Origin of the sequence: Pseudomonas sp. MWU349 (genome assembly GCF_017947325.1) — a bacterium.
GTDB classification, from domain to species: Bacteria; Pseudomonadota; Gammaproteobacteria; order Pseudomonadales; family Pseudomonadaceae; genus Aquipseudomonas; species Aquipseudomonas protegens.
Window position 1 is genome coordinate 1 of the sequence record NZ_JAFEVP010000004.1, and the last position, 22295, is coordinate 22295.

21 protein-coding genes are annotated in these 22295 nt (G+C 62.5%); 18 read left to right on the plus strand and 3 right to left on the minus strand.

Features of this window, described 5'->3' with window-relative positions:
- Nucleotides 1–84: 84 nt before the first annotated feature.
- The gene (locus KCG88_RS16275; protein ID WP_011058504.1) at nt 85–1305 is read right to left on the minus strand and encodes a CaiB/BaiF CoA-transferase family protein; all 1221 of its coding nucleotides are present in this window, start codon (nt 1303–1305) and stop codon (nt 85–87) included.
- Between the two features lie 13 nt (nt 1306–1318).
- A complete protein-coding gene (locus KCG88_RS16280; RefSeq protein ID WP_025806792.1) occupies nt 1319–2500 on the minus strand; it encodes an acyl-CoA dehydrogenase in 1182 nt (393 codons plus the stop codon).
- Between the two features lie 159 nt (nt 2501–2659).
- Here KCG88_RS16280 and KCG88_RS16285 point away from each other — a divergent pair, with 159 nt between their 5' ends.
- From KCG88_RS16285 to KCG88_RS16335, 11 genes are all read left to right on the plus strand, one after another.
- Nucleotides 2660–3559, plus strand: coding sequence for a LysR family transcriptional regulator (locus KCG88_RS16285; protein WP_210712734.1), 900 nt, complete (start codon nt 2660–2662; stop codon nt 3557–3559).
- Between the two features lie 451 nt (nt 3560–4010).
- Nucleotides 4011–5132 carry a Re/Si-specific NAD(P)(+) transhydrogenase subunit alpha gene (locus tag KCG88_RS16290; RefSeq protein ID WP_041115030.1) on the plus strand — a complete coding sequence of 374 codons (1122 nt, stop codon included), beginning with the start codon at nt 4011–4013 and terminating at the stop codon, nt 5130–5132.
- A gap of 15 nt (nt 5133–5147) precedes the next feature.
- Nucleotides 5148–5471 (plus strand): NAD(P) transhydrogenase subunit alpha, encoded by a 324-nt coding sequence (locus KCG88_RS16295; RefSeq protein WP_005783507.1) that lies wholly within the window; start codon nt 5148–5150, stop codon nt 5469–5471.
- Complete coding sequence (locus KCG88_RS16300; protein WP_047290240.1) at nt 5471–6907, plus strand: NAD(P)(+) transhydrogenase (Re/Si-specific) subunit beta; 1437 nt, start codon at nt 5471–5473, stop codon at nt 6905–6907. Before KCG88_RS16295 ends, KCG88_RS16300 begins: the two co-directional genes overlap by 1 nt.
- Nucleotides 6908–7086: 179 nt before the next feature.
- The gene (locus KCG88_RS16305; protein ID WP_016963711.1) at nt 7087–8580 is read left to right on the plus strand and encodes an acetyl-CoA hydrolase/transferase family protein; all 1494 of its coding nucleotides are present in this window, start codon (nt 7087–7089) and stop codon (nt 8578–8580) included.
- Between the two features lie 319 nt (nt 8581–8899).
- Complete coding sequence (locus KCG88_RS16310) at nt 8900–9115, plus strand: DUF1127 domain-containing protein (RefSeq protein WP_011058498.1); 216 nt, start codon at nt 8900–8902, stop codon at nt 9113–9115.
- A gap of 283 nt (nt 9116–9398) precedes the next feature.
- Complete coding sequence (locus tag KCG88_RS16315) at nt 9399–9587, plus strand: DUF1127 domain-containing protein (RefSeq protein ID WP_080967005.1); 189 nt, start codon at nt 9399–9401, stop codon at nt 9585–9587.
- A 167-nt stretch (nt 9588–9754) separates the two neighbouring features.
- The gene (locus tag KCG88_RS16320; protein WP_011058497.1) at nt 9755–10072 is read left to right on the plus strand and encodes a DUF2388 domain-containing protein; all 318 of its coding nucleotides are present in this window, start codon (nt 9755–9757) and stop codon (nt 10070–10072) included.
- Between the two features lie 103 nt (nt 10073–10175).
- A complete protein-coding gene (locus KCG88_RS16325) occupies nt 10176–10484 on the plus strand; it encodes a DUF2388 domain-containing protein (RefSeq protein ID WP_047290238.1) in 309 nt (102 codons plus the stop codon).
- A gap of 27 nt (nt 10485–10511) precedes the next feature.
- Nucleotides 10512–10832 (plus strand): DUF2388 domain-containing protein, encoded by a 321-nt coding sequence (locus KCG88_RS16330; RefSeq protein ID WP_016963715.1) that lies wholly within the window; start codon nt 10512–10514, stop codon nt 10830–10832.
- Entirely contained in the window at nt 10829–12790 is a 1962-nt protein-coding gene (locus KCG88_RS16335; protein ID WP_047338233.1) for a DUF4105 domain-containing protein, read from the plus strand. The genes KCG88_RS16330 and KCG88_RS16335 overlap by 4 nt, the downstream gene beginning before the upstream one ends.
- Nucleotides 12791–12891: 101 nt before the next feature.
- Here KCG88_RS16335 and KCG88_RS16340 read toward each other — a convergent pair whose 3' ends face one another.
- The gene (locus tag KCG88_RS16340; protein WP_047290236.1) at nt 12892–13293 is read right to left on the minus strand and encodes a GFA family protein; all 402 of its coding nucleotides are present in this window, start codon (nt 13291–13293) and stop codon (nt 12892–12894) included.
- A gap of 319 nt (nt 13294–13612) precedes the next feature.
- Between KCG88_RS16340 and KCG88_RS16345 the strand changes: the two genes are divergently transcribed.
- The 7 genes from KCG88_RS16345 (at nt 13613) to KCG88_RS16375 (ending at nt 22295) form a co-directional block, all read left to right on the plus strand.
- Nucleotides 13613–14920: a CitMHS family transporter gene (locus KCG88_RS16345; RefSeq protein WP_047338232.1), complete on the plus strand. Its 1308-nt coding sequence runs from the start codon at nt 13613–13615 to the stop codon at nt 14918–14920.
- A 67-nt stretch (nt 14921–14987) separates the two neighbouring features.
- On the plus strand, nt 14988–15755 hold the full coding sequence (locus KCG88_RS16350; RefSeq protein ID WP_047290234.1) for a TerC family protein: 768 nt from the start codon (nt 14988–14990) through the stop codon (nt 15753–15755).
- Nucleotides 15756–15971: 216 nt separating this feature from the next.
- On the plus strand, nt 15972–17630 hold the full coding sequence (locus KCG88_RS16355) for a Na/Pi cotransporter family protein (protein ID WP_047290233.1): 1659 nt from the start codon (nt 15972–15974) through the stop codon (nt 17628–17630).
- A 56-nt stretch (nt 17631–17686) separates the two neighbouring features.
- Complete coding sequence (locus tag KCG88_RS16360) at nt 17687–19069, plus strand: insulinase family protein (RefSeq protein ID WP_210712735.1); 1383 nt, start codon at nt 17687–17689, stop codon at nt 19067–19069.
- 179 nt (nt 19070–19248) lie between these two features.
- Entirely contained in the window at nt 19249–20292 is a 1044-nt protein-coding gene (locus KCG88_RS16365; RefSeq protein ID WP_047290231.1) for a DUF5924 family protein, read from the plus strand.
- A 54-nt stretch (nt 20293–20346) separates the two neighbouring features.
- A complete protein-coding gene (locus tag KCG88_RS16370; RefSeq protein ID WP_011058487.1) occupies nt 20347–21495 on the plus strand; it encodes an ABC transporter permease in 1149 nt (382 codons plus the stop codon).
- Nucleotides 21492–22295 carry an ATP-binding cassette domain-containing protein gene (locus KCG88_RS16375; protein ID WP_011058486.1) on the plus strand — a complete coding sequence of 268 codons (804 nt, stop codon included), beginning with the start codon at nt 21492–21494 and terminating at the stop codon, nt 22293–22295. The genes KCG88_RS16370 and KCG88_RS16375 overlap by 4 nt, the downstream gene beginning before the upstream one ends.

Below are 22295 nucleotides of genomic sequence, written 5' to 3' on the forward strand. Positions count from 1 at the left end.
ATAAGTTCAAAAGCCCCCTCCAAGGGTGCTTCTGCAAGGCTATATAGAGGCACAGGAGGCGCCTCTATATATAGAAGGGCAGTGCTACACCACTCGCGAATGCCTCAAGGCGTCCACAGCCTCGACCCGCATCCCCAATACACGCTGCAGAACCTCTGCGGTATGTTCGCCCAATAGAGGAGGGGCGTTACGGTACTCAACGGGGGTTTGCGAAAGACGAATCGGGCTAGCCACCTGAGGCACCATCCCAGCCAATGCGTGTGGCAGCTCCACAGCCAGGCCTCGAGCCACGACTTGAGGATCGGCAAACACCTGTGCCAGATCATTGATCGGCCCACAAGGCACCCCAGCCAGCTCCAGCTGGCTCACCCACTCCGCCGTAGTCTTGAATACCGTGGCCTGGCGAATCAGCGGAATCAGCACCGCGCGATTGGCCACCCGCAGCTTGTTAGTGGCAAACCGAGGATCGTCCGCCCACTGCGGCTGGCCTGCTACCTCGGCAAACTTGCGAAACTGCCCGTCATTACCCACGGTGAGGATGAAGTCGCCATCCGCCGTCGGAAAATCCTGATAGGGCACTATATTAGGGTGCGCATTACCCAAGCGCTTGGGTGCGACCCCCGTGGTCAGATAGTTCATGGCCTGGTTGGCCAGGCAAGCGACCTGCACATCCAGCAATGCCATATCGATGTGCTGACCACCGCCGCCCTGATCTCGATGAGCCAGGGCCGCCAGAATCGCCACAGTGGAGTAGAGCCCAGTAAGAATGTCGGTCAAGGCCACACCCACTTTTACCGGCCCAGCCCCCTCATCACCCTCAGGTCGCCCAGTCAGGCTCATCAGCCCACCCAAGCCCTGGATCATGAAGTCATAACCTGCGCGCTTGGCATAGGGCCCGGTCTGACCAAAACCGGTGATAGAGCAATAGATCAGCCGCGGATTGACGGCCTTGAGCGACTCATAGTCCAAGCCGTAAGCCGCCAGCCCACCCACCTTGAAGTTCTCGATGACGATATCCGACTTGGCTGCCAGCTCGCGCACCAGCTGCTGCCCCTCTGGGCGCGTGAAGTCGATGGTCACAGACTGCTTGTTACGGTTGGCCGACAGGTAATAGGCAGCCTCCGTGGTGTTCTCGCCATAGGCGTCCTTGAGGAAGGGCGGCCCCCAGGCGCGGGTATCGTCACCATTGCCCGGGCGCTCGACCTTGATCACCTCGGCCCCCAGGTCCGCAAGGATCTGCCCGGACCACGGCCCGGCCAGTACCCGCGACAAATCCAGTACCCGCAGATGCGATAACGCGCCCATGGCCGCTCTCCTATTAATAGAACGCCTGGATGCCGGTCTGCGCACGCCCAAGAATCAGCGCATGCACATCGTGAGTGCCTTCATAGGTGTTGACCACTTCCAGGTTCACCAAGTGACGGGCAATACCGAACTCATCGGAAATCCCGTTGCCGCCCAGCATGTCACGAGCCATACGGGCGATATCCAGGGACTTGCCGCAGGAATTGCGCTTCATGATCGATGTGATCTCCACCGCCGCAGTCCCTTCGTCCTTCATCCGCCCCAGGCGCAGGCAGCCCTGGAGGGCGAGGGTGATTTCGGTCTGCATGTCCGCCAGCTTCTTCTGGATCAGTTGGGTTGCCGCCAGAGGACGACCGAACTGCTGACGATCAAGGGTGTATTGACGCGCGGTGTGCCAGCAGAATTCCGCAGCCCCCAAGGCGCCCCAGGAGATGCCGTAACGCGCCGAGTTCAAGCAAGTGAAAGGACCTTTCAGACCGCGCACATCCGGGAAGATGTTCTCTTCCGGCACGAACACGTTGTCCATGACGATTTCGCCGGTAATCGAGGCCCGCAGGCCTACCTTGCCGTGAATCGCGGGTGCACTCAGGCCCTTCCAGCCTTTCTCCAGGACAAAACCACGAATGTCGCCAGCATCATCCTTGGCCCAAACCACGAATACATCCGCAATCGGGCTGTTGGTGATCCACATCTTGCTACCAGTCAGGCTGTAGCCACCGTCCACTTTACGTGCACGAGTAATCATCGCACCCGGGTCAGATCCATGGTTCGGCTCGGTCAGACCAAAGCAGCCAATCCATTCGCCGGACGCCAGTTTCGGCAGGTACTTCTGCTTTTGTGCCTCGGTACCAAACTCGTTGATCGGCACCATCACCAAGGACGACTGCACGCTCATCATCGAGCGGTAGCCGGAGTCCACTCGCTCCACTTCACGAGCGATCAGGCCATAGCACACATAGTTAAGGCCACTGCCGCCGTACTGCTCAGGAATGGTAGCGCCCAGCAGGCCGACTTCACCCATTTCCCGGAAGATGGCCGGGTCGGTCTTCTCATGGCGGAAAGCTTCCAGAACCCGTGGTGCCAGCTTGCCTTGAGCGAACTGCTCGGCACTGTCGCGGACCATGCGCTCTTCTTCGGTGAGTTGCTGGTCCAGCAGAAGGGGATCGATCCAGTTGAAGCTTGCTTTACCGCCCATGAGTGAATCCTCGTGAAGTAGGTCAACTATCGTGAAACAGATCCTAGGCCTAGGGTGCGCCCCCAGGCAAACGAGGATTTCGCATAGTGTTGTGCTAATTTCTCACTTCGTAATGGCCTAAACCGCCTTTTACAGCAGCTATTAGTGAGATTGCCGTACATGCGCAGAAAGATCCCCAGTACCGCCGCCTTAATCAGCTTCGAAGCCGCCGCACGTCACGAGAGCTTTACCAAGGCAGCCCAAGAGCTTTCCCTGACCCAGGGTGCGGTCTGCCGACAGATCGCCAGCCTTGAAGAGTTCCTGGGGGTTGAACTCTTCCGGCGTTCACGTCGGGGCGTCAAACTCACTGAGGCCGGGCTGTCCTACAGCCGCCGGGTCGCCACACAACTCGACGCAGTGGAGCGCGACACACTTTCAGTGATGGGCCAGCAGGGGGCCAACGTCATCGAACTGGCGGTGGTTCCGACCTTCGGGACGCAGTGGTTATTGCCACGCCTGAAGGACTTCCAGCAGCAGCACCCCGAAGTCACGGTCAACCTGACCAACCGCACGCGCCCCTTCCTCTTTGCCGACACCCCCTTCGACGCCGCCATCTACTTTGGCGATGCCGATTGGTCGGGTACCCAGTCTCACTGGCTGATGGGCGAAAACCCGATGCCGGTGTGCAGCCCGGCAATGCTCGGCAAGCAGCGAGAGTTGAGCGCCGAGGCCATCGCCGAACTGCCCCTGCTGCAGCAGACCACGCGGCCTTATGCCTGGCGGCAATGGTTCAACTCACAGCAACTGAATATTCCCCGCGACATGACAGGCCCGCGCTACGAGCTATTCTCCATGCTCGCCCAGGCCGCCATGCACGACATGGGTATCGCCTTGATTCCGCCCTTCCTTATCCAGCGCGAGCTGGCCGAAAAACGCTTGGTCATTGCCAACCCCCAGGCACTCTCGAGCATCAAGGCGTATTACCTGATGATTCCCGAACGGAAAGTGGAATCGGCCTCTTTACGGGCTTTTCGCGACTGGCTGGTGAACCAGGCAAACAGCTACAACCTCGAGAAATAAAGGCTCACAACCAATAACTGACCCCGTAGTCAAATAAATTAAAACCCTACAGATATAACTATTTGTCGCATTTCCACAGACTGTACCGACACCTTGGACAATCGTTCTACAAGCGCCTAACCACGCGGCTTGTAGGGTTTATTCAAGGGCAATGTAAGACTATTCATGTCACGGATGAGAAAAATCTTATTTTCCATAGCAAAGCCTTGAAAGGCACGGCTTACAAGGCTTTAACCTGGTACGTTGCGACATTCGGTCACGGGGTGACTTGTAGTTAATTTTCCGTCACTAGTCAGAATCCCTTGAAGGCCTCAAAGTTCGCCTGCAAAATGCCGCGCCCCGCTGTGATTTCAGCGGGATCGTGCTGATCGGCCGCCCCAGCCGCACCCTCCGCAGTGCGCTGGCCTTCTAAGAAAGATCGAAAGCAATAAGATCAAGCAGGAGATTTGACGTGCACATTGGTGTTCCTCTCGAAACCCAGACGGGTGAAACACGGGTTGCTGCAACCCCGGAAACCATCAAGAAGCTGATCGGCCAGGGTCATAAAGTCACTGTGCAAAGCGGCGCCGGCATCAACGCCAGCGTGGTCGACAGTGCCTATGAAGCGGCAGGAGCCACCATTGGCAGCGCCAACGATGCCTTTGGCGCCGAGCTGATTCTCAAGGTCGTGGCGCCCAGCGACAGCGAACTGGCGCTGATCAAGAGCGGCACCGTGCTGGTGGGCATGCTCAATCCGTTCAGCAATGAAACCATCGCCAAGCTGGCCGAGCGCGGGATCACCGCCTTCGCCCTGGAAGCCGCACCCCGCACCTCCCGGGCCCAGAGCCTGGACGTGCTGTCGTCCCAGGCCAACATCGCCGGCTACAAGGCCGTGCTGCTGGCTGCCCACTACTATCCGCGCTTTATGCCGATGCTGATGACCGCCGCCGGTACGGTGAAGGCTGCCCGGGTGCTGATTCTCGGCGCCGGTGTTGCCGGCCTGCAGGCCATCGCCACAGCCAAGCGCCTGGGTGCGGTGATCGAAGCTTCGGATGTGCGTCCGGCGGTGAAGGAACAGATCGAATCCCTGGGTGCAAAATTCGTCGACGTGCCTTACGAGACTGATGAAGAGCGCGAGTGCGCCGTCGGTGTCGGCGGTTACGCGCGCCCCATGCCGGCCAGCTGGATGCAGCGCCAGGCTCAGGCCGTGCACGAACGCGCCAAACAGGCCGATATCGTCATCACCACCGCGCTGATTCCGGGCCGCAAGGCGCCAACCCTGCTGAGCGCCGACACTGTGGCGCAGATGAAGCCCGGTTCGGTGGTCATCGACCTGGCAGCCGCTCAGGGTGGCAACTGCCCACTGACTGTGGCTGACCAGGTCGTAGTCGAGCACGGCGTGACCATCGTCGGCCCGACCAACCTGGCCGGGGCAGTGGCTGCCGACGCCTCGGCGCTGTACGCCCGCAACCTGCTGGACTTCCTGAAGCTTGTCTTCACCAAAGAAGGGCAGTTCGAAGTCAACCTAGAAGACGACATCGTCGCCGCGTGCCTGATGTGCCGCGACGGCCAAGTCATCCGCAAAAACGCCTAAGCAGGGATTCAGACGATGGAAGAGCTTATCTCCCCCGGTATCTACAACCTGATCATCTTCGTGCTGGCGATCTATGTCGGTTACCACGTGGTCTGGAACGTTACACCCGCATTGCACACGCCGTTGATGGCAGTGACCAACGCCATTTCCGCGATCGTCATCGTCGGCGCCATGCTGGCTGCCGCCCTGACCGTGACCCCGCTGGGCAAGACCATGGGCACCCTGGCCGTGGCCCTGGCCGCGGTCAACGTGTTCGGTGGCTTCCTGGTGACCCGTCGCATGCTGGAAATGTTCAAGAAGAAAGCGCCCAAAGCCGTGAAAGAAGAGGTGCAGAAATAATGAGCATGAACCTGGTAACAACCCTCTACCTGATCGCCTCGGTGTGCTTTATCCAGGCACTCAAGGGGCTTTCGCACCCGACCACGTCCCGACGCGGCAACCTGTTCGGCATGTTGGGCATGGCCCTGGCGGTACTGACCACCATCGGCCTCATCTATAAGCTGGGCGCGGAACTGGCGACCGCCGGCATCGGCTACGTCATCGTCGGCCTGCTGATCGGCGGCACCGCCGGTTCGATCATGGCCAAGCGCGTCGAGATGACCAAGATGCCGGAACTGGTGGCCTTCATGCACAGCATGATCGGCCTGGCCGCGGTGTTCATCGCCATTGCCGCCGTGGTCGAGCCTCAGTCCCTGGGCATCGTCAAGCACCTGGGCGACTCGATTCCCGCCGGTAACCGCCTGGAGCTGTTCCTTGGCGCAGCCATCGGTGCCATCACCTTCTCCGGTTCGGTGATCGCCTTCGGCAAGCTGTCGGGCAAGTACAAGTTCCGCCTGTTCCAAGGCGCACCGGTACAGTTCGCCGGGCAGCACAAGCTCAACCTGGTACTGGGCCTGGCCACCCTCGGCCTGGGCGTGACCTTCATGGCCACCGGCAACCTCGGGGCTTTTGCCCTGATGCTGGCCCTGGCCTTCGTCATGGGCGTGCTGATCATCATCCCGATCGGCGGCGCCGACATGCCAGTAGTAGTGTCGATGCTCAACAGTTACTCAGGCTGGGCGGCAGCGGGGATCGGTTTCTCCCTGAACAACTCGATGCTGATCATCGCAGGCTCCCTGGTGGGCTCCAGCGGTGCGATCCTCTCCTACATCATGTGCAAGGCGATGAACCGTTCGTTCTTCAACGTCCTGCTCGGCGGTTTCGGCAACACAGCCGATGCCGGCGGCCCGGCAGGTTCGAAGGAAGCACGCCCGGTGAAATCCGGTTCGGCCGACGATGCGACCTTCCTGCTGACCAACGCCGATACCGTGATCATCGTCCCCGGCTACGGCCTGGCGGTGGCACGCGCCCAGCACGCGCTGAAAGAGCTGACCGAGAAGCTGACGCACCGCGGCGTGACCGTGAAATACGCGATCCACCCGGTAGCGGGGCGCATGCCCGGCCACATGAACGTCTTGCTGGCCGAAGCCGAAGTGCCTTACGACCAGGTGTTCGAGATGGAAGACATCAACTCCGAGTTCGGCCAGGCCGACGTGGTGCTGGTGCTGGGCGCCAACGACGTGGTCAACCCGGCGGCGAAGAACGATCCTAAGTCGCCGATTGCCGGCATGCCGATTCTCGAAGCCTTCAAGGCCAAGACCATCATCGTCAACAAGCGCTCCATGGCCAGCGGCTATGCCGGCCTGGACAACGAACTGTTCTACCTGGACAAGACCATGATGGTCTTCGGCGACGCCAAGAAGGTCATCGAAGACATGGTCAAAGCCGTCGAATAAAGCTGCTGTAGCGCAATACCCAAAACCTCAGCCTTTAGTAGGCTGGGGTTTTTTATTTACTCCATAAAGCCGACAGAAGGCTCTAGATCAGGGCCTTTCATTCGACCTTTGTCGCGCGGTGTTTTTTTTTGAAATCACTAGACTGCGCTTCTTGCTTCCGTTGCCCGAGATAACAATCCATGTACCGTGATCGTATCCGCTTGCCTTCGTTGTTGGATAAGGTGATGAGCGCCGCTGACGCTGCCGCTCTGATTGAGGACGGCATGACCGTCGGCATGAGCGGCTTCACCCGCGCCGGTGAAGCCAAGGCCGTGCCCCATGCCCTGGCCGAACGGGCCAAGGTGACGCCACTGAAAATCAGCCTGATGACCGGCGCCAGCCTGGGCAACGACCTGGACAAGCAACTCACCGAGGCCGGCGTGCTGGCCCGACGCATGCCGTTCCAGGTGGACAGCACCCTGCGCAAGGCGATCAACGCCGGCGAAGTGATGTTCATCGACCAACACTTGTCGGAAACCGTGGAGCAACTGCGCAACCAGCAGCTCAAGCTGCCGGACATCGCGGTGATCGAGGCGGTCGCCATCACTGAACAGGGCCATATCGTGCCCACTACCTCGGTGGGTAACTCCGCCAGCTTCGCGATCTTCGCCAAGCAGGTGATCGTCGAGATCAACCTGGCGCACAACCCGAACCTGGAAGGCCTGCACGACATCTATATCCCGACCTATCGCCCGACCCGTACACCGATTCCCCTGGTGAAGGTCGACGATCGCATCGGCAGCACGGCGATTCCGATCCCGGCGGAAAAGATCGTCGCCATTGTCATCACCAACCAGTCCGACTCGCCATCCACCGTCTCCACCCCGGACAGCGAAACCCAGGGCATCGCCAACCACCTGATCGACTTCCTCAAGCAGGAAGTCGATGCCGGGCGCATGAGCAACAAGCTCGGCCCGCTGCAGGCCGGTATCGGCAACATCGCCAACGCGGTGATGTGCGGCCTGATCGAGTCGCCATTCGAGAACCTGACCATGTACTCCGAAGTGCTGCAGGACTCGACCTTCGACCTGATCGACGCCGGTAAGCTCAGCTTCGCCTCGGGCAGCTCCATCACCCTGTCGAGCCGGCGCAACGCCGACGTGTTCGGCAACCTGGAGCGCTACAAGGACAAGCTGGTGCTGCGTCCGCAGGAGATCTCCAACCACCCGGAAGTGGTGCGCCGCCTGGGTATCATCGGCATCAACACCGCGCTGGAGTTCGATATCTACGGCAACGTCAACTCCACCCACGTCTGCGGCACGCGGATGATGAACGGCATCGGCGGCTCCGGCGACTTCGCCCGCAACGCCCACCTGGCGATCTTCGTCACCAAGTCGATTGCCAAGGGCGGAGCTATTTCCAGCGTGGTGCCGATGGTCAGCCACGTGGACCACACCGAGCATGACGTCGATATCCTGGTGACCGAGATCGGCCTGGCGGACCTGCGCGGCCTGGCGCCGCGGGAGCGGGCCCGGGTGATCATCGACAACTGTGTGCACCCTTCCTACCGCGACGCACTGAATGACTACTTCACCAAGGCCTGCGCCTTGGGTGGTCACACGCCACATATCCTGCGTGATGCCCTGAGCTGGCACATCAACCTGGAAGAAACCGGGAAAATGCTCGCCGAGTGATTGATACAGTTGGCAGCTGACGCAAACACAGTTTCGTCAGCTTGCCGACCGCTCGCCAATTAGCGTCAAAAACTGTACTGCTGTACCGGTATTTTCCCCGCCTAAAACCGCTTACCTCCCACTGAAAAGCGCCGAAACGCACCATAAAGGTGCTGACAGGTACAGTTGCGCCATTTCCGAACAGTACAGCCCCTATAAACAGTTAACTGGTCCCTCACAATACAGGTGAACTGTATCTACAGAGTCTTGCGCGGGAGGAGGATCATTGGCATCAGTTAAACCACTACCTGATCCCGCCACAAGCGGAAGGATGTCAACCATGGAACGTACACTCAGTTCCGAACTGTTCTTCGAAGACAAAGCTGAAAAAACCCAGGCTTCCCTGCCTCTGCGCGTTATCGCCAACCTGATGCTGTGGCAGCGCCGCATCTCCAGCCGCCATCAACTGGCTCGCCTGGATTCGCGTCTGCTGGCCGATGCCGGGATCAGCGAAGCACAACGCTACGAAGAGCTGAGCAAGCCGTTCTGGCGCTAACTCAGCGTCGCTGGCCCTTGCCCACCGGGTCCACCGCCAGCACCCCGAATTGCACACGACAAGACCCGTCGCGGGAAACCGCGACGGGTCTTGTCGTTCTGGCCGCGGAAAAGGCGCTACACCCCTGAAATACAGTGCGCCTCATCGCGACAGGTACAGTTTTATAAAACACAACAATTAACCAGTACAATTTAGCTCGAGTGTATCTGTATAGCCGCATCGAACCGCCGCACCATGAGGTTGCACCCAGCTCATCGCTCGGCTGCTCACGGAGGCAAGCATCATGCACTCGTCCCCTGGCACCCACCTTCACTGCACGCCCTTCAAGCGCTGGCTCACGGCGTTCGCCAACACACGGGAGCGGGCCCGCACCCGTCACTTGCTGGCACAAATGGATGAACGACAACTCTCGGACAGCGGCATCAGCCACTGCGATCGAGCAGCGGAACTGCACAAACCCTTTTGGCGCTGAGGCCTGCCGCAACGCTGTGCGAAAGGGGCCGCTGAGCCTAATATCTGAGGCGACGTGGCGATTTTCATTCGAACTGCGTCAGAGCAATCAGACACAGCACCTCGCAGTGGCTGCCCGGCGTCTCACTCAGCGCCCTTAAATTGTCTGTACATTCACAGGAGTTACCCATGTCCCGTCTCCGCCTGCTCAGCGCCGCCGCCCTGCTGGCCCTGGCTGCCAATGCCCACGCCACCAGCCTGATCGTGACCACCGACGCCATTGTCGGCGCGCTCAAGGCCACCACCGATGCCACCTCCGATGCCACTTCTTCCCTGCGTGACAACAAGATTGTCCGTGCCGCCCGGGATGATGCCGCCAGCTTCGTCGCCACCGACGGCGCCATTCGCGGGGTAAAACTGGAAAGCGCATTTGCTCATATTCGCCAGCAAGCGCCTCAGCTGCAGGCCTCCGATGCACAGCTGGCCCAGGCCATCCTGGCAATCTGAAGCCTCTCGGTTTCAGGTGCCCCGGCGCACCTGAAACCCTCTGCACTGGTCCTCCAAGGGGCATTGCGCTAGCCTTGGCGCTGGTTTTCAGCTGTCGAGACTCTTGGGTTTGTTCCGAATTTCGCTTTTCGCTCCCGTATTGATCGCCACCTGTTGGGCCGGTTCGGTGCAGGCATTCGACCTCACCACCCAAAGCCTGGTTGTCACCGTCTATGCGACAGGCCAGGTGACCTCGGCGCCCTTCGACCATAAACTGCTGCTTGCTGCCCAGGATGACGCCGCTGCCTTCGTGGCAACCGACGGCCAACTGCGCGGCGCCCGCCTGGAGTCTGCGCTGAAATACCTGCGCCAGGACCCGGCAAAACTTCATGCCAGCGACCTTGAACTGGCGCAGGCAATTCTCGTCCAATAACCATCCCTGTTCTTCCGGAGTCGTTCCATGCGTAGCCCGCTGATTGCCGCCACCCTTGGCCTGCTGTTGTTGGCCGACGTGGCCCAGGCACACACCCTGGTGGCCACCAGTAACATCATCGTCCGTGCCTCCGGCCGCACGATCGATTTCACCTCGGACACCACCACTTCGATCCGTGACTCCAAAGTCGTGCGCGAAGCCCACGACGATGCCGCCAGCTTCGTTGCCAGCAATGGTGATATCCGTGGCGCGCAACTGGAAGCCGCGTTCACTGCCCTGCGCACGCAACTGCCGGAAGCCCGTGACGCCAGCGATCAGGTTCTCGCCGAAGCCATCCTGGCCCTGTGAAACCATTCCTCGCCTGGCTGCTGGCCGGGACCCTGGGGCTGCTCAGCGGCACCGCCCAGGCCGACCTGCAACTGCGCCTCAAGACCGAAGGCTTGAGCCCGGCGCAGCAACACGCCAGCCAGGCGCTGCTGGATGAAGCGATGCAGGCGTTGCCGCCGCGTTTCATCCAGCAACTGGATCGCACCATTGATGTCGGCTGGACCGACCAGATGCCCGACAACGCCTATGGCGAAGCATCCCTGGTGTCGGAACTGGACCTCAACCGCGCCTTGCTGCCCAGCCTGACCGACGGTTCCGCCGCCACCCAGAAGACCAGCCGCCCCCATGGCACCGTGCGCCGGGAAATGCTCGCCACGGTACTCCATGAACTGACCCACATTTATGACCGCGCGCGTTTATGGCCCCGGGCCGAGCGCAGCCTGATCCAGCGCTGCACCCGCAAGAACAGCACCTCAGGGCTGATCGGCCTGCCGGATGAGTGCCGCGGCCAGAACGACCGGCGCTTCACCCTCAGCGATGATCCACGGCTGCTGGATCTGGCCGGCTGGCCGCAATACGTCGGCCGCCGTGGCGAACGCGAGCAGCACAACCGTCAGGTCGCCCGCAGCCCGGACATCTACGAGATCACCAACCCGAAGGAATTCGTCGCGGTGAACATGGAGTACTTCCTTCTCGATCCGAGCTACGCCTGCCGCCGCCCGGCGCTGTACCGCTATTACCAGGAACATTTCGGCTGGGCGCCGGCCGCCAAGGACAACTGCGCCAAGTCCTTCGCCTTCCTCAACGCCGGCAACGATTTCGCCAAGACGCCCCTGGGGCAGGTGGACCCGGAGCGGGTCTACGCGGTGGACTACCTGCTGGCCGAAGCCAACCAGAACTGGGTCAGCCGCTGGGGCCACAGCATGCTGCGCCTGGTGATCTGCGCCCCGGGCCGCCCCCGCGGGCCGGATTGCCGCCTGGACCTGGACCAGCACCTGGTGCTGTCCTACCGCGCCTTTGTCGGTGACGTGCAGCTCTCCAGCTGGGACGGCCTGGTGGGCAAGTACCCTTCGCGGCTGTTTGTCCTGCCGCTGTCCCAGGTGATCGACGAATACACCAAGACCGAACTGCGCAGCCTGGCCTCGGTGCCCTTGAAACTGTCGCGCAGCGAGATCGAGGAAGTGGTGGAGCACGCCGCCGAAATGCACTGGAGCTATGACGGCAACTATTACTTCCTGTCCAACAACTGCGCAGTGGAAAGCCTCAAGCTGCTGCGCAGCGGCAGCAACAACAAGCAACTGATCGGCCTCGACAGCATCATGCCCAACGGCTTGCTGGAAGTGCTCAAGGGCAGGGGGCTGGCGGACACCAGCGTGCTCGACGACCCGCGCGAGGCGCTACGCCTGGGCTATCGCTTCGACTCCTTCCGCGACCGCTACCAGGCGATGTTCGAGGTGATCAAAAAGCGCCTGCCGATCAAACAGACCAGCGTCGAGGACTGGCTGTCGCTGAGCGCCGAGCAGCGCCGGCACTGGTTCGACCAGGCCGACCTGCGTACCAGCGCCGCTTTGCTGCTGCTGGAGCAGGCCAGCTATCGCCGGCAACTGCTGCTGGCTCAGGACGAGGTCAAGCAGCGCTACCTGGGCGCTCGCGAGCTGAAAAATGGTGGTATGGAGCAGGCCAACAAGACCCTGCAGCAGATCCTCGCCAACAGCGGCTTCCTCAGCCGCCCGGCAGAATTGCTGGGCAGCGGCGGCTACGGCCTGCCTCAGCCTGCTGAATGGCAACGCCTGGAGTCCGAAAGCAGCCAGCGGCAGAAGCAGTTGCAATCCTTGACCGGTGACCTGGACAAGGAAGTGCGAGCCCTGCTGGAGCCGGAGCGGGCGGCGGAAATTGCCGCCAACGAGGCCAACCTGAAGTTGGTGGGCGAGCATTTAAGAGCGTTGCACAAGGCGGCGGGCGGGCTGGAGCTGCCGTAGCCGCTGCCGAGCCCGCGAGGCCGCGAAAAGGACCGAAGGGCCTTGCTGGGCAGCCTTGGGAGCCTCGCGACCGCTGCGCGCTCGTGCGCATGCGGCAGCAGCTACAGGGTTTCCTGCGGCTCCTGCGGCAGGTGCTCGTCCAGGTGCAACCAGGGCAGGCGGCTGTCGGTCCAGATATGCCGGTCCGCCGGCGCCCGTTCCGGGTGATCCAGGGTGGCGATGGTGACATCGATGCTGTCTGGGCTCAGGTGGGTGATCAGCGCCAAATGAGCACCACAGTTGCCGCAGAAATAGCGCGCGCAACTTCCAGATGAGTCGTACCGGGCGGGAACGCCTTCCAGCCATTGGAAAGCCGAGGCGGGCAGGGTGATCCAGCTGGTCACCAGACCGCCACTGACCCGGCGGCAGATCGAGCAATGGCAGTGGGCGATGTCCCGCAACGGGCCGCTGAACTGGTAACGCAGCCGCCCGCAGTGGCAGCCTCCGGTGTGCAACTTTCTCATGTGCATGTCTCCCTGGCGCCGATAGCCATCACTTTATGCCGCTGGTCGCCTGCAGCAACATCCGTTCGTTCCTTTCAGCGACGAAAGCTGGCTGAAAGCTTCCCCCATTAGGATCGCCGCCACTACCGGCAACAGACCGGTTGGCCACAGTGGGCGTTTCTCGCGCTCCCGGCCCTATTAACAACAACAATGGTGATTCTGATGTCCGCTCGTACCCGCCTGTTCGCTCCGACTCCTCCCGTACGCCTCGTGCTTGCCGTTCTGCGCTGATCCCACCCGGTTCGCCATTCCCTAGCCGCGCTACGCCTGGAGTATTCCCATGCTGACTTTCCTTGGCTTTGCCATGGTCATCACCTTCATGTTCCTGATCATGACCAAGCGCCTGTCGGCGCTGATCGCCCTGATCATCGTGCCTATCCTGTTCGCCCTGTTCGGCGGGTTCGCGCCGAAGATCGGCCCGATGATGCTCGAAGGCATCACCAAGCTTGCGCCCACGGGCGTGATGCTGATGTTCGCCATCCTGTATTTCGCCCTGATGATCGACTCCGGTCTGTTCGACCCGGCGGTGCGCAAGATCCTCAAACTGGTCAAGGGCGACCCGCTGAAGGTTTCGGTAGGTACCGCGGTACTGGCGCTGGTGGTGTCCCTGGACGGTGACGGCGCCACCACCTACATGATCTGCGTGGCCGCCATGCTGCCGCTGTACAGCCGCATCGGCATGAGCCCGCGGATCATGGCCGGCCTGATCATCCTCGCCGGCGGGGTGATGAACATGACCCCCTGGGGCGGCCCGACCGCCCGCGCGGCCAGCGCCCTGCACGTGGACCCGTCGGACATCTTCGTGCCCATGATCCCGGCCATGCTCGCAGGCGTGGTGGCGATCCTGGCGATCGCCTACCTGTACGGCAAGCGGGAAAGGGCGCGCCTGGGGGAACTGCACCTGGCGGGCGACGAGATCGACCACAGCGAGATCAGCGTATCGCAGTACCCGGATGCTCGTCGGCCAAAGCTGATCTGGTTCAACGGTGCCCTCACATTCGCCCTCATGTGCGCGCTGATCGCCGGGCTGCTGCCGCTGCCGGTGCTGTTCATGGTGGCCTTCAGTATCGCCATGATCGTCAACTATCCCTGCCTGCAGCAGCAGAAAGATCGGGTCGCGGCCCACGCCGGCAGCGTGCTGGCAGTGGTCGGGCTGATCTTCGCGGCGGGCATCTTCACCGGCATCCTGTCCGGCACCGGCATGGTGGATGCCATGTCCAAGAGCCTGCTGGCGGTGATCCCGCAAGCCCTGGGGCCGTACCTGGCGGTGATTACCGCGCTGGTGAGCATGCCGTTCACCTTCTTCATGTCCAACGATGCCTTCTACTACGGCGTGCTGCCGGTACTGGCCGAAGCCGCCAGCCACTACGGCATCACCGCGGTGGAAATGGCCCGCGCCTCGATCGTCGGCCAACCCGTGCACTTGCTCAGCCCGCTGGTACCTTCGACCTACCTGCTGGTGGCCCTGGCCGGTATCGAGTTCGGCGATCACCAGCGCTTCACCCTCAAGTGGGCAGTGCTGGTGTGCCTGTGCATAATGTTCGCCGCTTTGCTGATGGGGATTTTTCCGCTGTTCAGCACTCTATAAAAGCAATGCTTCTGCGCCCGGGCCGGCCTCACGGCCCGGGCTATAACACTCGCTCAAAGGAATACACATGGAATGGCTGACCAACCCGGAAATCTGGGTTGCCTTCTTTACCCTGACTGCCCTGGAGATCGTCCTGGGCATCGACAACATCATCATGATCTCGATCCTGGTCAGCCGCATGCCCAAGCACATGCAGGCACGCACGCGGATCTTCGGTCTGGCGCTGGCCATGGTCACGCGCATTCTGTTGCTGCTGTCGATCACCTGGGTCATGCGCCTCACGGCCGACCTGTTCGTGGTCTTCGGCCAGGGCATTTCCGGGCGTGACCTGATCCTGTTCTTCGGTGGCCTGTTCCTGCTGTGGAAAAGCTCCCAGGAGATGTACCACGCCCTGGAAGGCGAGGACGAAACCATTGATGAGCCCAAGGGCAAGGGCGGCAACTTCCTCTACACCATCATCCAGATCGCCATTATCGACATCGTCTTCTCCCTGGATTCGGTGATCACCGCCGTGGGCATGGTTTCCCATGTGCCGGTCATGGTGGCGGCCATCATCGTCGCAGTGCTGGTGATGATGCTGGCAGCCGGAACCATCAGCGAGTTCATCGACAAGCACCCGTCGCTGAAGATGCTCGCGCTGTCCTTCCTGCTGGTGGTGGGTACGGTACTGATCGCCGAAGCCTTCGAAGTGCACGTGCCCAAAGGCTACGTCTACTTCGCCATGGCCTTCTCCCTGGCGGTCGAAGCCATCAACATCAAGATGCGCACCACCATCGCGAAAAAGAAAAAACAGCAGGACCCGGTGAAACTGCGCAAGGACGTTCCTGGTCAATAATCCGGGAATGCGCTGAATGGGAAAGGGGCTCTCGGGCCCCTTTTCTGCGTCTGCAGGAAGCTGTTTTCATGACGGTTTTGTTTCAATCGCCGGTTTGGCTATGCGATGCTGGCGCCTCGTGCGTTAGCCAACTACAGCTTAAGTACATAACGTAGAACGTCGCGCAACAACGTCCACTCGCCCCGCTTGGGGCACTTCACCCCAGGGGGGGCCTCTATGCTGACCCTGCTCAATCTGCTTTCTGCCGTGGCCCTGTTGATCTGGGGTACGCATATCGTCCGTACCGGCATCCTGCGGGTCTACGGCTCCAACCTGCGCCACGTGATCGGCCAGAACATGGCCAGGCGGCCACTGGCGTTCATTGCCGGGATCCTGGTCACGGCCATGGTCCAGAGCAGCAACGCCACGGCGATGCTGGTGACGTCCTTTGTCGGCCAGGGCCTGATGGCGCTGACCCCGGCGCTGGCCACCATGCTCGGTGCCGACGTCGGTACGGCGCTGATGGCCCGGGTACTGACCTTCGACCTGTCCTGGCTGTCGCCGCTGCTGATCTTCCTCGGAGTGATCTTCTTTCTCTCGCGCAAGCAGACCCGCGCCGGCCAGTTGGGCCGGGTCGGCATCGGCCTGGGGCTGATCATCCTGGCCCTGCAACTGATCGTCGAAGCCGCGGCCCCCATCACCCATGCCCAGGGCGTGAAGGTGCTGTTCGCCTCGCTGACCGGCGATATTCTCCTGGATGCGCTGATGGGTGCGGTGTTCGCCATGGTGTCCTATTCCAGCCTGGCGGCGGTGCTGCTCACCGCGACCCTGGCCGGCGCCGGGGTCATCAGCCTGCCGGTGGCCATCGGCCTGGTGATCGGCGCCAACATCGGCAGCGGGGTACTGGCCTTCCTCAGCACCAGCATGCAGAACGCCGCCGGGCGCCAGGTCGCCCTGGGCAGCCTGCTGTACAAGCTCATCGGCCTGCTGCTGATCATCCCGGTGCTCGACCCGCTGGCCCACTGGATGGACAGCCTGGACTTCAGCCCCCAGGAAGTGGTGATCGGCTTCCACCTGCTGTACAACACCGCCCGCTGCCTGTTGCTGCTGCCCACTGTCGGCCCCATGGCCCGGCTCTGCGCCTGGCTGCTGCCGGAGCGCCCCCAGGAAAACGGCCGCGCTCGCCCGCGGCACCTGGACCCTACCGCCCTGGCCACGCCGAGCCTGGCCCTGGCCAACGCCGCCCGCGAGACCCTGCGCATCGGTGACCTGATCGACAGCATGCTGGAGGCGATGCGCGACGCGCTGCAGGGCAAGCAGACCGCCATCACCCAGGAGCTGCGCGCCCTCAGCGACGACGTCGAAGCGCTGTACAGCGCCATCAAGCTGTACCTGGCACAGATGCCCCGGGAAGACCTCAGCGACCAGGACAGCCGGCGCTGGGCCGAAATCATCGAACTGGCGTTCAACCTCAAGCTGGCCAGCGATCTGATCGAGCGCATGCTACGCAAGATCCAGCAGCAGAAGACCTCCCAGCGCCGCTCCTTCTCCGAGGTTGGCCTGGAAGAGTTGACCGGTCTGCACGCGCAGCTGATCGCCAACCTGCGCCTGGGGCTCTCGGTGTTCCTGAGCGCCGACCCGGAAAGCGCGCGCCAGCTGCTGCGGGAAAAACGCCGTTTCCGCGCCCAGGAGCGGCGCCTGGCCCACGCCCACGTCAGCCGCCTGCAACGCAAGATCGTCCAGAGCATCGAGACCAGCTCCCTGCATCTGGAGCTGATCGCCGACATGAAGCGCCTCAACTCCCTGTTCTGCAGCAGTGCCTACGTGGTTCTGGAAACCTCAGACACCGGCGCGCTGGAGGTCGAAGAGATGGCTGACATCACTCATTCACCCTGAACGTCCACAGTCCCACGAAGTCTGTAGAACTTACGCACGCCGTAAGGAAGCTTGTTATGCGTTGTCTGTTATTCGCCTGCCTGTTGCTGGGCAGTGCACAAGGATGGGCTTTGGATCGTTTCCAGGTCGAAGGCTACACCCTGCCCAATGGCCTGCAACTGCTGCTCAAGCCCGGCAGCGAACGCGGCCACGTGGCGATCCGCCTGGTGGTGGGAGTGGGCCTGGACGACTTCGCCTGTGCCGACAAGGAACTGCCGCACCTGCTGGAACACCTGCTGTTCAGCGGCGTGGATGGCAGCGGTGAAGGCGGCCTGGAAGAACGCATGCAGGCCCTGGGCGGCGAATGGAATGCCTACACCAGCAACGCCGACACCACCTTCGTCATCGAAGCCCCGGCGCGCAACCAGCGCAAGGTCCTGGACCTCTTGCTGTCGCTGCTGACCCATACCCGCCTGGACGACAACGCCGTGGCCGCGGCCAAGCAAGTGGTGGAACGCGAAGGCGGGGGCCACTATTCGCACCTGCAACGCTGGCTCGACCGCCAGGACCTGGGACACAAGGCAGGCAACCAACTGGCGGTGGAACTTGGGCTCAAATGCGCCGAACGCGCCGAGGTCGGGAACCTGACCCTGGCCCAGCTGGAGCAGGTACGCAAGGACTGGTACGCCCCCAACAACATGACCCTGATCGTGGTGGGCGAGCTCGATCGCCTGCTGCCGGCCTACCTGGAGCGCACCTACGGTGCCCTGGAGCCGGTGGAACCCAGCGAACACCCCGACCTGCCGCAGATCCAGGGCACCGCCGCCCCTGAGCGCACCCTGGTCCATGGCTGGGTAGGGCAGAGCGCGCAACTGCACTGGCTGTTTCCCGAGCCCATGCTGGATCAGCAGCACGACGAGACCTTCGACCTGCTCAAGGATTACCTGGACTGGGCGCTGTATCGCCAATTGCGTCTTGAGCACGAATTGTCCTACGGCCCCTGGAGTGATCGGGAAGTCTTCGGTGGCGTGGGTTTTCTCAGCCTCAACGCCGACCTTGAGCGCGACGACCTGCCCCAAGCCCGGCAAGTGGTAGAGCAGCTCAAGGCACGGCTGCTCAAGGACGGCCTCGACCCGGCCACCTTCGCCCGCCTGAAACAGGCTGCCATCGATCGCCAGGCCTGGGCCGTGCAGGGCAACAGCGCCCTGGCGGACTATTACTGGAGCGCCCTCGGGGACTTCGACAACGGCCGCTTCAGCGACCCGGCCAAGCGCCTGAAAGCAGTGAGCCTGGAACAGGCCAACCTGGCCCTGCGCCAGCTGCTGCAGCAGCCGGGCTACCTGCGCATCGAACAACCGCTGCTCAGTGACGAACAACTGCTCTGGCTGATCGGCGGCCTGCTGGCCCTGGTCCTGCTCGGCAGCTTCGGCGTCTACCTGCTGCGCCGCCCGGCCCGCTGACCCATGGCCAGGGAGCTTGCTCCCGCCGGGCCGCGCAGCAGCCCCAGGGGCAGGGCAATGCGATCACCTTGGCCGGATTACCTCGCCAGCGCGTGCGCACCTGAGCAAGCTCCCTCGCCACGGACCGCCGCCGACGTTATCCTGTCGCGGTTTTTCCTGCCCTGACTGTGATCCCCCCGATGCCGAACCTGACCCTCCTTATCCAGCGCATTCTCGAATTGATGAAGCGCTATCCGGGGATCATTGCGCTCGGCGGTTTCATCTCCGGGGTCGGCAGTTTCATCCTGGTGGACCGGCAACAGAGCCTGGCCTCGTGGATCGCCGTGATCCTGCTGGTGAGCTGGGTCTGGCTGATGCTGGAGAACAGCCTGACCCAGCTGTTCACCAAGGTCTTCAAGCGCGAGATCCCGCAGCCGCTGCTGCGCTATGCGACGCAGATGATCCACCAGGAAAGCCTGTTCTTCGTCCTGCCGTTCTTTTTCATCACCACCAGCTGGAACAGTGGCCAACTGGTGTTCACCGGCCTGCTCGGCGCCGCAGCGCTGATTTCCATCACTGACCCGCTGTACTACAAATGGCTGGCGCCACGCCGCTGGCTGTTCCTGGCGCTGCACACCCTGACCCTGTTCGCCGCCTTGCTCACGGCCCTGCCGCTGATCCTGCACCTGACCACCGCCCAGAGCTTCAAGCTGGCCCTGGGCATCGCCATGCTCCTGTCCTTTCCGAGCCTGGCCTCGATCCTGCCGATCCGCAGCCTGCGCAGCGCCCTGACCGTGCTGGCCATTACCCTGGCCATCGGCAGCACCGGCTGGCTGCTGCGCACCTGGGTGCCGCCGGCCACCCTGTGGCTGACCGAGGATGCCATCAGCACCCAGCTCCAGGATCGCACTCCGGGCGACAGCCTTGAGCAGATCAGCACCGCCCAGGTACGCAGCACCGGCCTGTACGCCTACACCGCGATCAATGCCCCCCGGGGCCTGGACGAACGCATTTACCACGTCTGGCAATTCAACGGCAGCGAGGTGGATCGCGTCGCCCTGGACATCCATGGCGGGCGCAAGGAGGGCTACCGTGCCTGGTCCCACAAGCAGAATTTCCCCGCCAACCCGGCGGGCGACTGGCAGGTGCGGGTGATCACCGAGGACGGCCAGGTGATCGGCGTGCTGCGTTTCGAGATCACCGCTCCAGATCAAGACGCGGCCAAGACCGGCGAGGCAAAGTAACCGGGATCGTGCTATTACGTAGCACTGCGAAATGGCCACACAAGCTCGGAGCTTATGACTAGCAGCGTGACGCCCGGTACCGCTCAACTGGACCTTGCCCACTCCCCGGCGCAATTGCGCATCGGCGGCGACTGGACGCTGGCGCACTACAGCGACCTCAAGCGCCTCAGCCAATCCCTGGACGGCCGCTACGACAGCAGCACCCATATCGACCTCAACGGCCTGGGCGCCCTGGACACCGCCGGCGCGTCGCTGCTGGTGGAACTGCTGGGGGCCGAACGCCTGGGGCAGTCCGCCGAACACCCCGACTGCACCTTGTCCGCCGCCGACCGCGCGCTGCTGCACACGGTCTACACCTCGTTGAACGACTTCTGCGTACCGGTCAAGGAACCGGAGATCTCGGTCAGCGTGCAATTGCTTTCGCGCATTGGCAGCGCGGTCTACACCGTCTGGCAGGACACCCTGAAGGTCTTGGGCTTCATCGGCCTGATCCTGGAAACCCTGGCCCGCGGCCTGCTGCGCCCCAAGCGCTGGCGCATCACCCCGGTGGTGGCACACATCGAACAGACCGGCCTAGACGCGGCGCCCATCGTCGCCCTGCTGACCTTCCTGGTGGGTGCGGTGGTGGCCTTTCTCGGCGCCACGGTGCTGGCCAACTTCGGCGCCAGCATCTTCACCGTGGACCTGGTGGCATTTTCCTTCCTGCGGGAATTCGGTGTACTGCTCACCGCGATTCTCATGGCCGGGCGCACGGCCAGTGCCTTCACCGCGCAGATCGGCTCGATGAAGGCCAATGAAGAGATCGACGCCATCCGCACCCTGGGCCTGGACCCGGTAGAACTGCTGGTGCTGCCTCGGGTCCTGGCCCTGCTGGTGTCGCTGCCGATGCTGACGTTCCTGGCGATGCTTTCGGGGATAGTCGGTGGCGCGGTGGTCTGCGCCCTGTCCCTGGATATCTCCCCGGCAATGTTCCTCTCGCTGCTGCATTCGGATATCGGCGTGAAGCACTTCCTGCTGGGCCTGGTGAAAGCACCGATCTTCGCCTTCCTGATCGCCGCCATCGGCTGCCTGGAAGGCTTCAAGGTCAGCGGCAGCGCCGAGTCGGTGGGCGCCCACACCACCTCCAGCGTGGTCCAGTCGATCTTCGTAGTGATCGTCATCGATGCCGTGGCCGCGCTGTTCTTCATGGAGATGGGCTGGTGAGCCGGCCGCCACGCGCGCCGGCGAAGGCGGTGATCGAGGTCCGTGGCCTGTGCAACCGCTTCGGCAAGCAGAGCGTGCACGAGAACCTCGACCTGGATGTGTACCAGGGCGAGATCCTCGGCGTGGTCGGCGGCTCGGGCAGTGGCAAGTCGGTACTGCTGCGCAGCATCGTCGGCCTGCGCCAGCCCAGCGAAGGCTCGGTGCGGGTATTCGGCCAGGACCTGCCAAGCCTGCCGGAACAGCAACGCTCACTGATCGAACGACGCTTCGGCGTACTGTTCCAGAAGGGCGCGCTGTTCACCTCGCTGACCGTGACCGAGAACGTCGCCCTGCCATTGATCGAGCATGCCGGTCTGTCCCGTGCCGATGCCGAACACCTGGCGGCGGTCAAGCTGGCCCTGGCCGGGCTGCCGCTGTCGGCGGCCGACAAGTACCCGGCCTCGCTCTCCGGCGGCATGATCAAGCGCGCCGCCCTGGCCCGGGCGCTGGCCCTGGACCCGGACATCCTGTTTCTCGACGAACCCACCGCCGGCCTCGACCCGGTGGGCGCCGCCGCCTTTGACCAGTTGATCCTGACCCTGCGCGATGCCCTGGGGCTCAGTGTGTTCCTGGTCACCCACGACCTGGACACCCTCTACACCATCACCGACCGTGTGGCGGTGCTGGCGCAGAAAAAGGTACTGGTGGCGGATGCCATCGATATCGTCGCCGAGACCGACGACGAATGGATTCACCAATACTTCCATGGCCCTCGCGGCCGCGCGGCCTACCAGGCCGCTACACAGACCAACGAGGGATGA

Bases quoted from the DNA above. Each gene is read 5' to 3' on its own strand.
- KCG88_RS16275 (WP_011058504.1), bottom strand. From the start codon at position 1,305: ATGGGCGCGTTATCGCATCTGCGGGTACTGGATTTGTCGCGGGTACTG.
- KCG88_RS16280 (WP_025806792.1), bottom strand. From the start codon at position 2,500: ATGGGCGGTAAAGCAAGCTTCAACTGGATCGATCCCCTTCTGCTGGAC.
- KCG88_RS16285 (WP_210712734.1), top strand. From the start codon at position 2,660: ATGCGCAGAAAGATCCCCAGTACCGCCGCCTTAATCAGCTTCGAAGCC.
- KCG88_RS16295 (WP_005783507.1), top strand. From the start codon at position 5,148: ATGGAAGAGCTTATCTCCCCCGGTATCTACAACCTGATCATCTTCGTG.
- KCG88_RS16300 (WP_047290240.1), top strand. From the start codon at position 5,471: ATGAGCATGAACCTGGTAACAACCCTCTACCTGATCGCCTCGGTGTGC.
- KCG88_RS16305 (WP_016963711.1), top strand. From the start codon at position 7,087: ATGTACCGTGATCGTATCCGCTTGCCTTCGTTGTTGGATAAGGTGATG.
- KCG88_RS16310 (WP_011058498.1), top strand. From the start codon at position 8,900: ATGGAACGTACACTCAGTTCCGAACTGTTCTTCGAAGACAAAGCTGAA.
- KCG88_RS16315 (WP_080967005.1), top strand. From the start codon at position 9,399: ATGCACTCGTCCCCTGGCACCCACCTTCACTGCACGCCCTTCAAGCGC.
- KCG88_RS16320 (WP_011058497.1), top strand. From the start codon at position 9,755: ATGTCCCGTCTCCGCCTGCTCAGCGCCGCCGCCCTGCTGGCCCTGGCT.
- KCG88_RS16330 (WP_016963715.1), top strand. From the start codon at position 10,512: ATGCGTAGCCCGCTGATTGCCGCCACCCTTGGCCTGCTGTTGTTGGCC.
- KCG88_RS16340 (WP_047290236.1), bottom strand. From the start codon at position 13,293: ATGAGAAAGTTGCACACCGGAGGCTGCCACTGCGGGCGGCTGCGTTAC.
- KCG88_RS16345 (WP_047338232.1), top strand. From the start codon at position 13,613: ATGCTGACTTTCCTTGGCTTTGCCATGGTCATCACCTTCATGTTCCTG.
- KCG88_RS16350 (WP_047290234.1), top strand. From the start codon at position 14,988: ATGGAATGGCTGACCAACCCGGAAATCTGGGTTGCCTTCTTTACCCTG.
- KCG88_RS16355 (WP_047290233.1), top strand. From the start codon at position 15,972: ATGCTGACCCTGCTCAATCTGCTTTCTGCCGTGGCCCTGTTGATCTGG.
- KCG88_RS16360 (WP_210712735.1), top strand. From the start codon at position 17,687: ATGCGTTGTCTGTTATTCGCCTGCCTGTTGCTGGGCAGTGCACAAGGA.
- KCG88_RS16365 (WP_047290231.1), top strand. From the start codon at position 19,249: ATGCCGAACCTGACCCTCCTTATCCAGCGCATTCTCGAATTGATGAAG.
- KCG88_RS16370 (WP_011058487.1), top strand. From the start codon at position 20,347: ATGACTAGCAGCGTGACGCCCGGTACCGCTCAACTGGACCTTGCCCAC.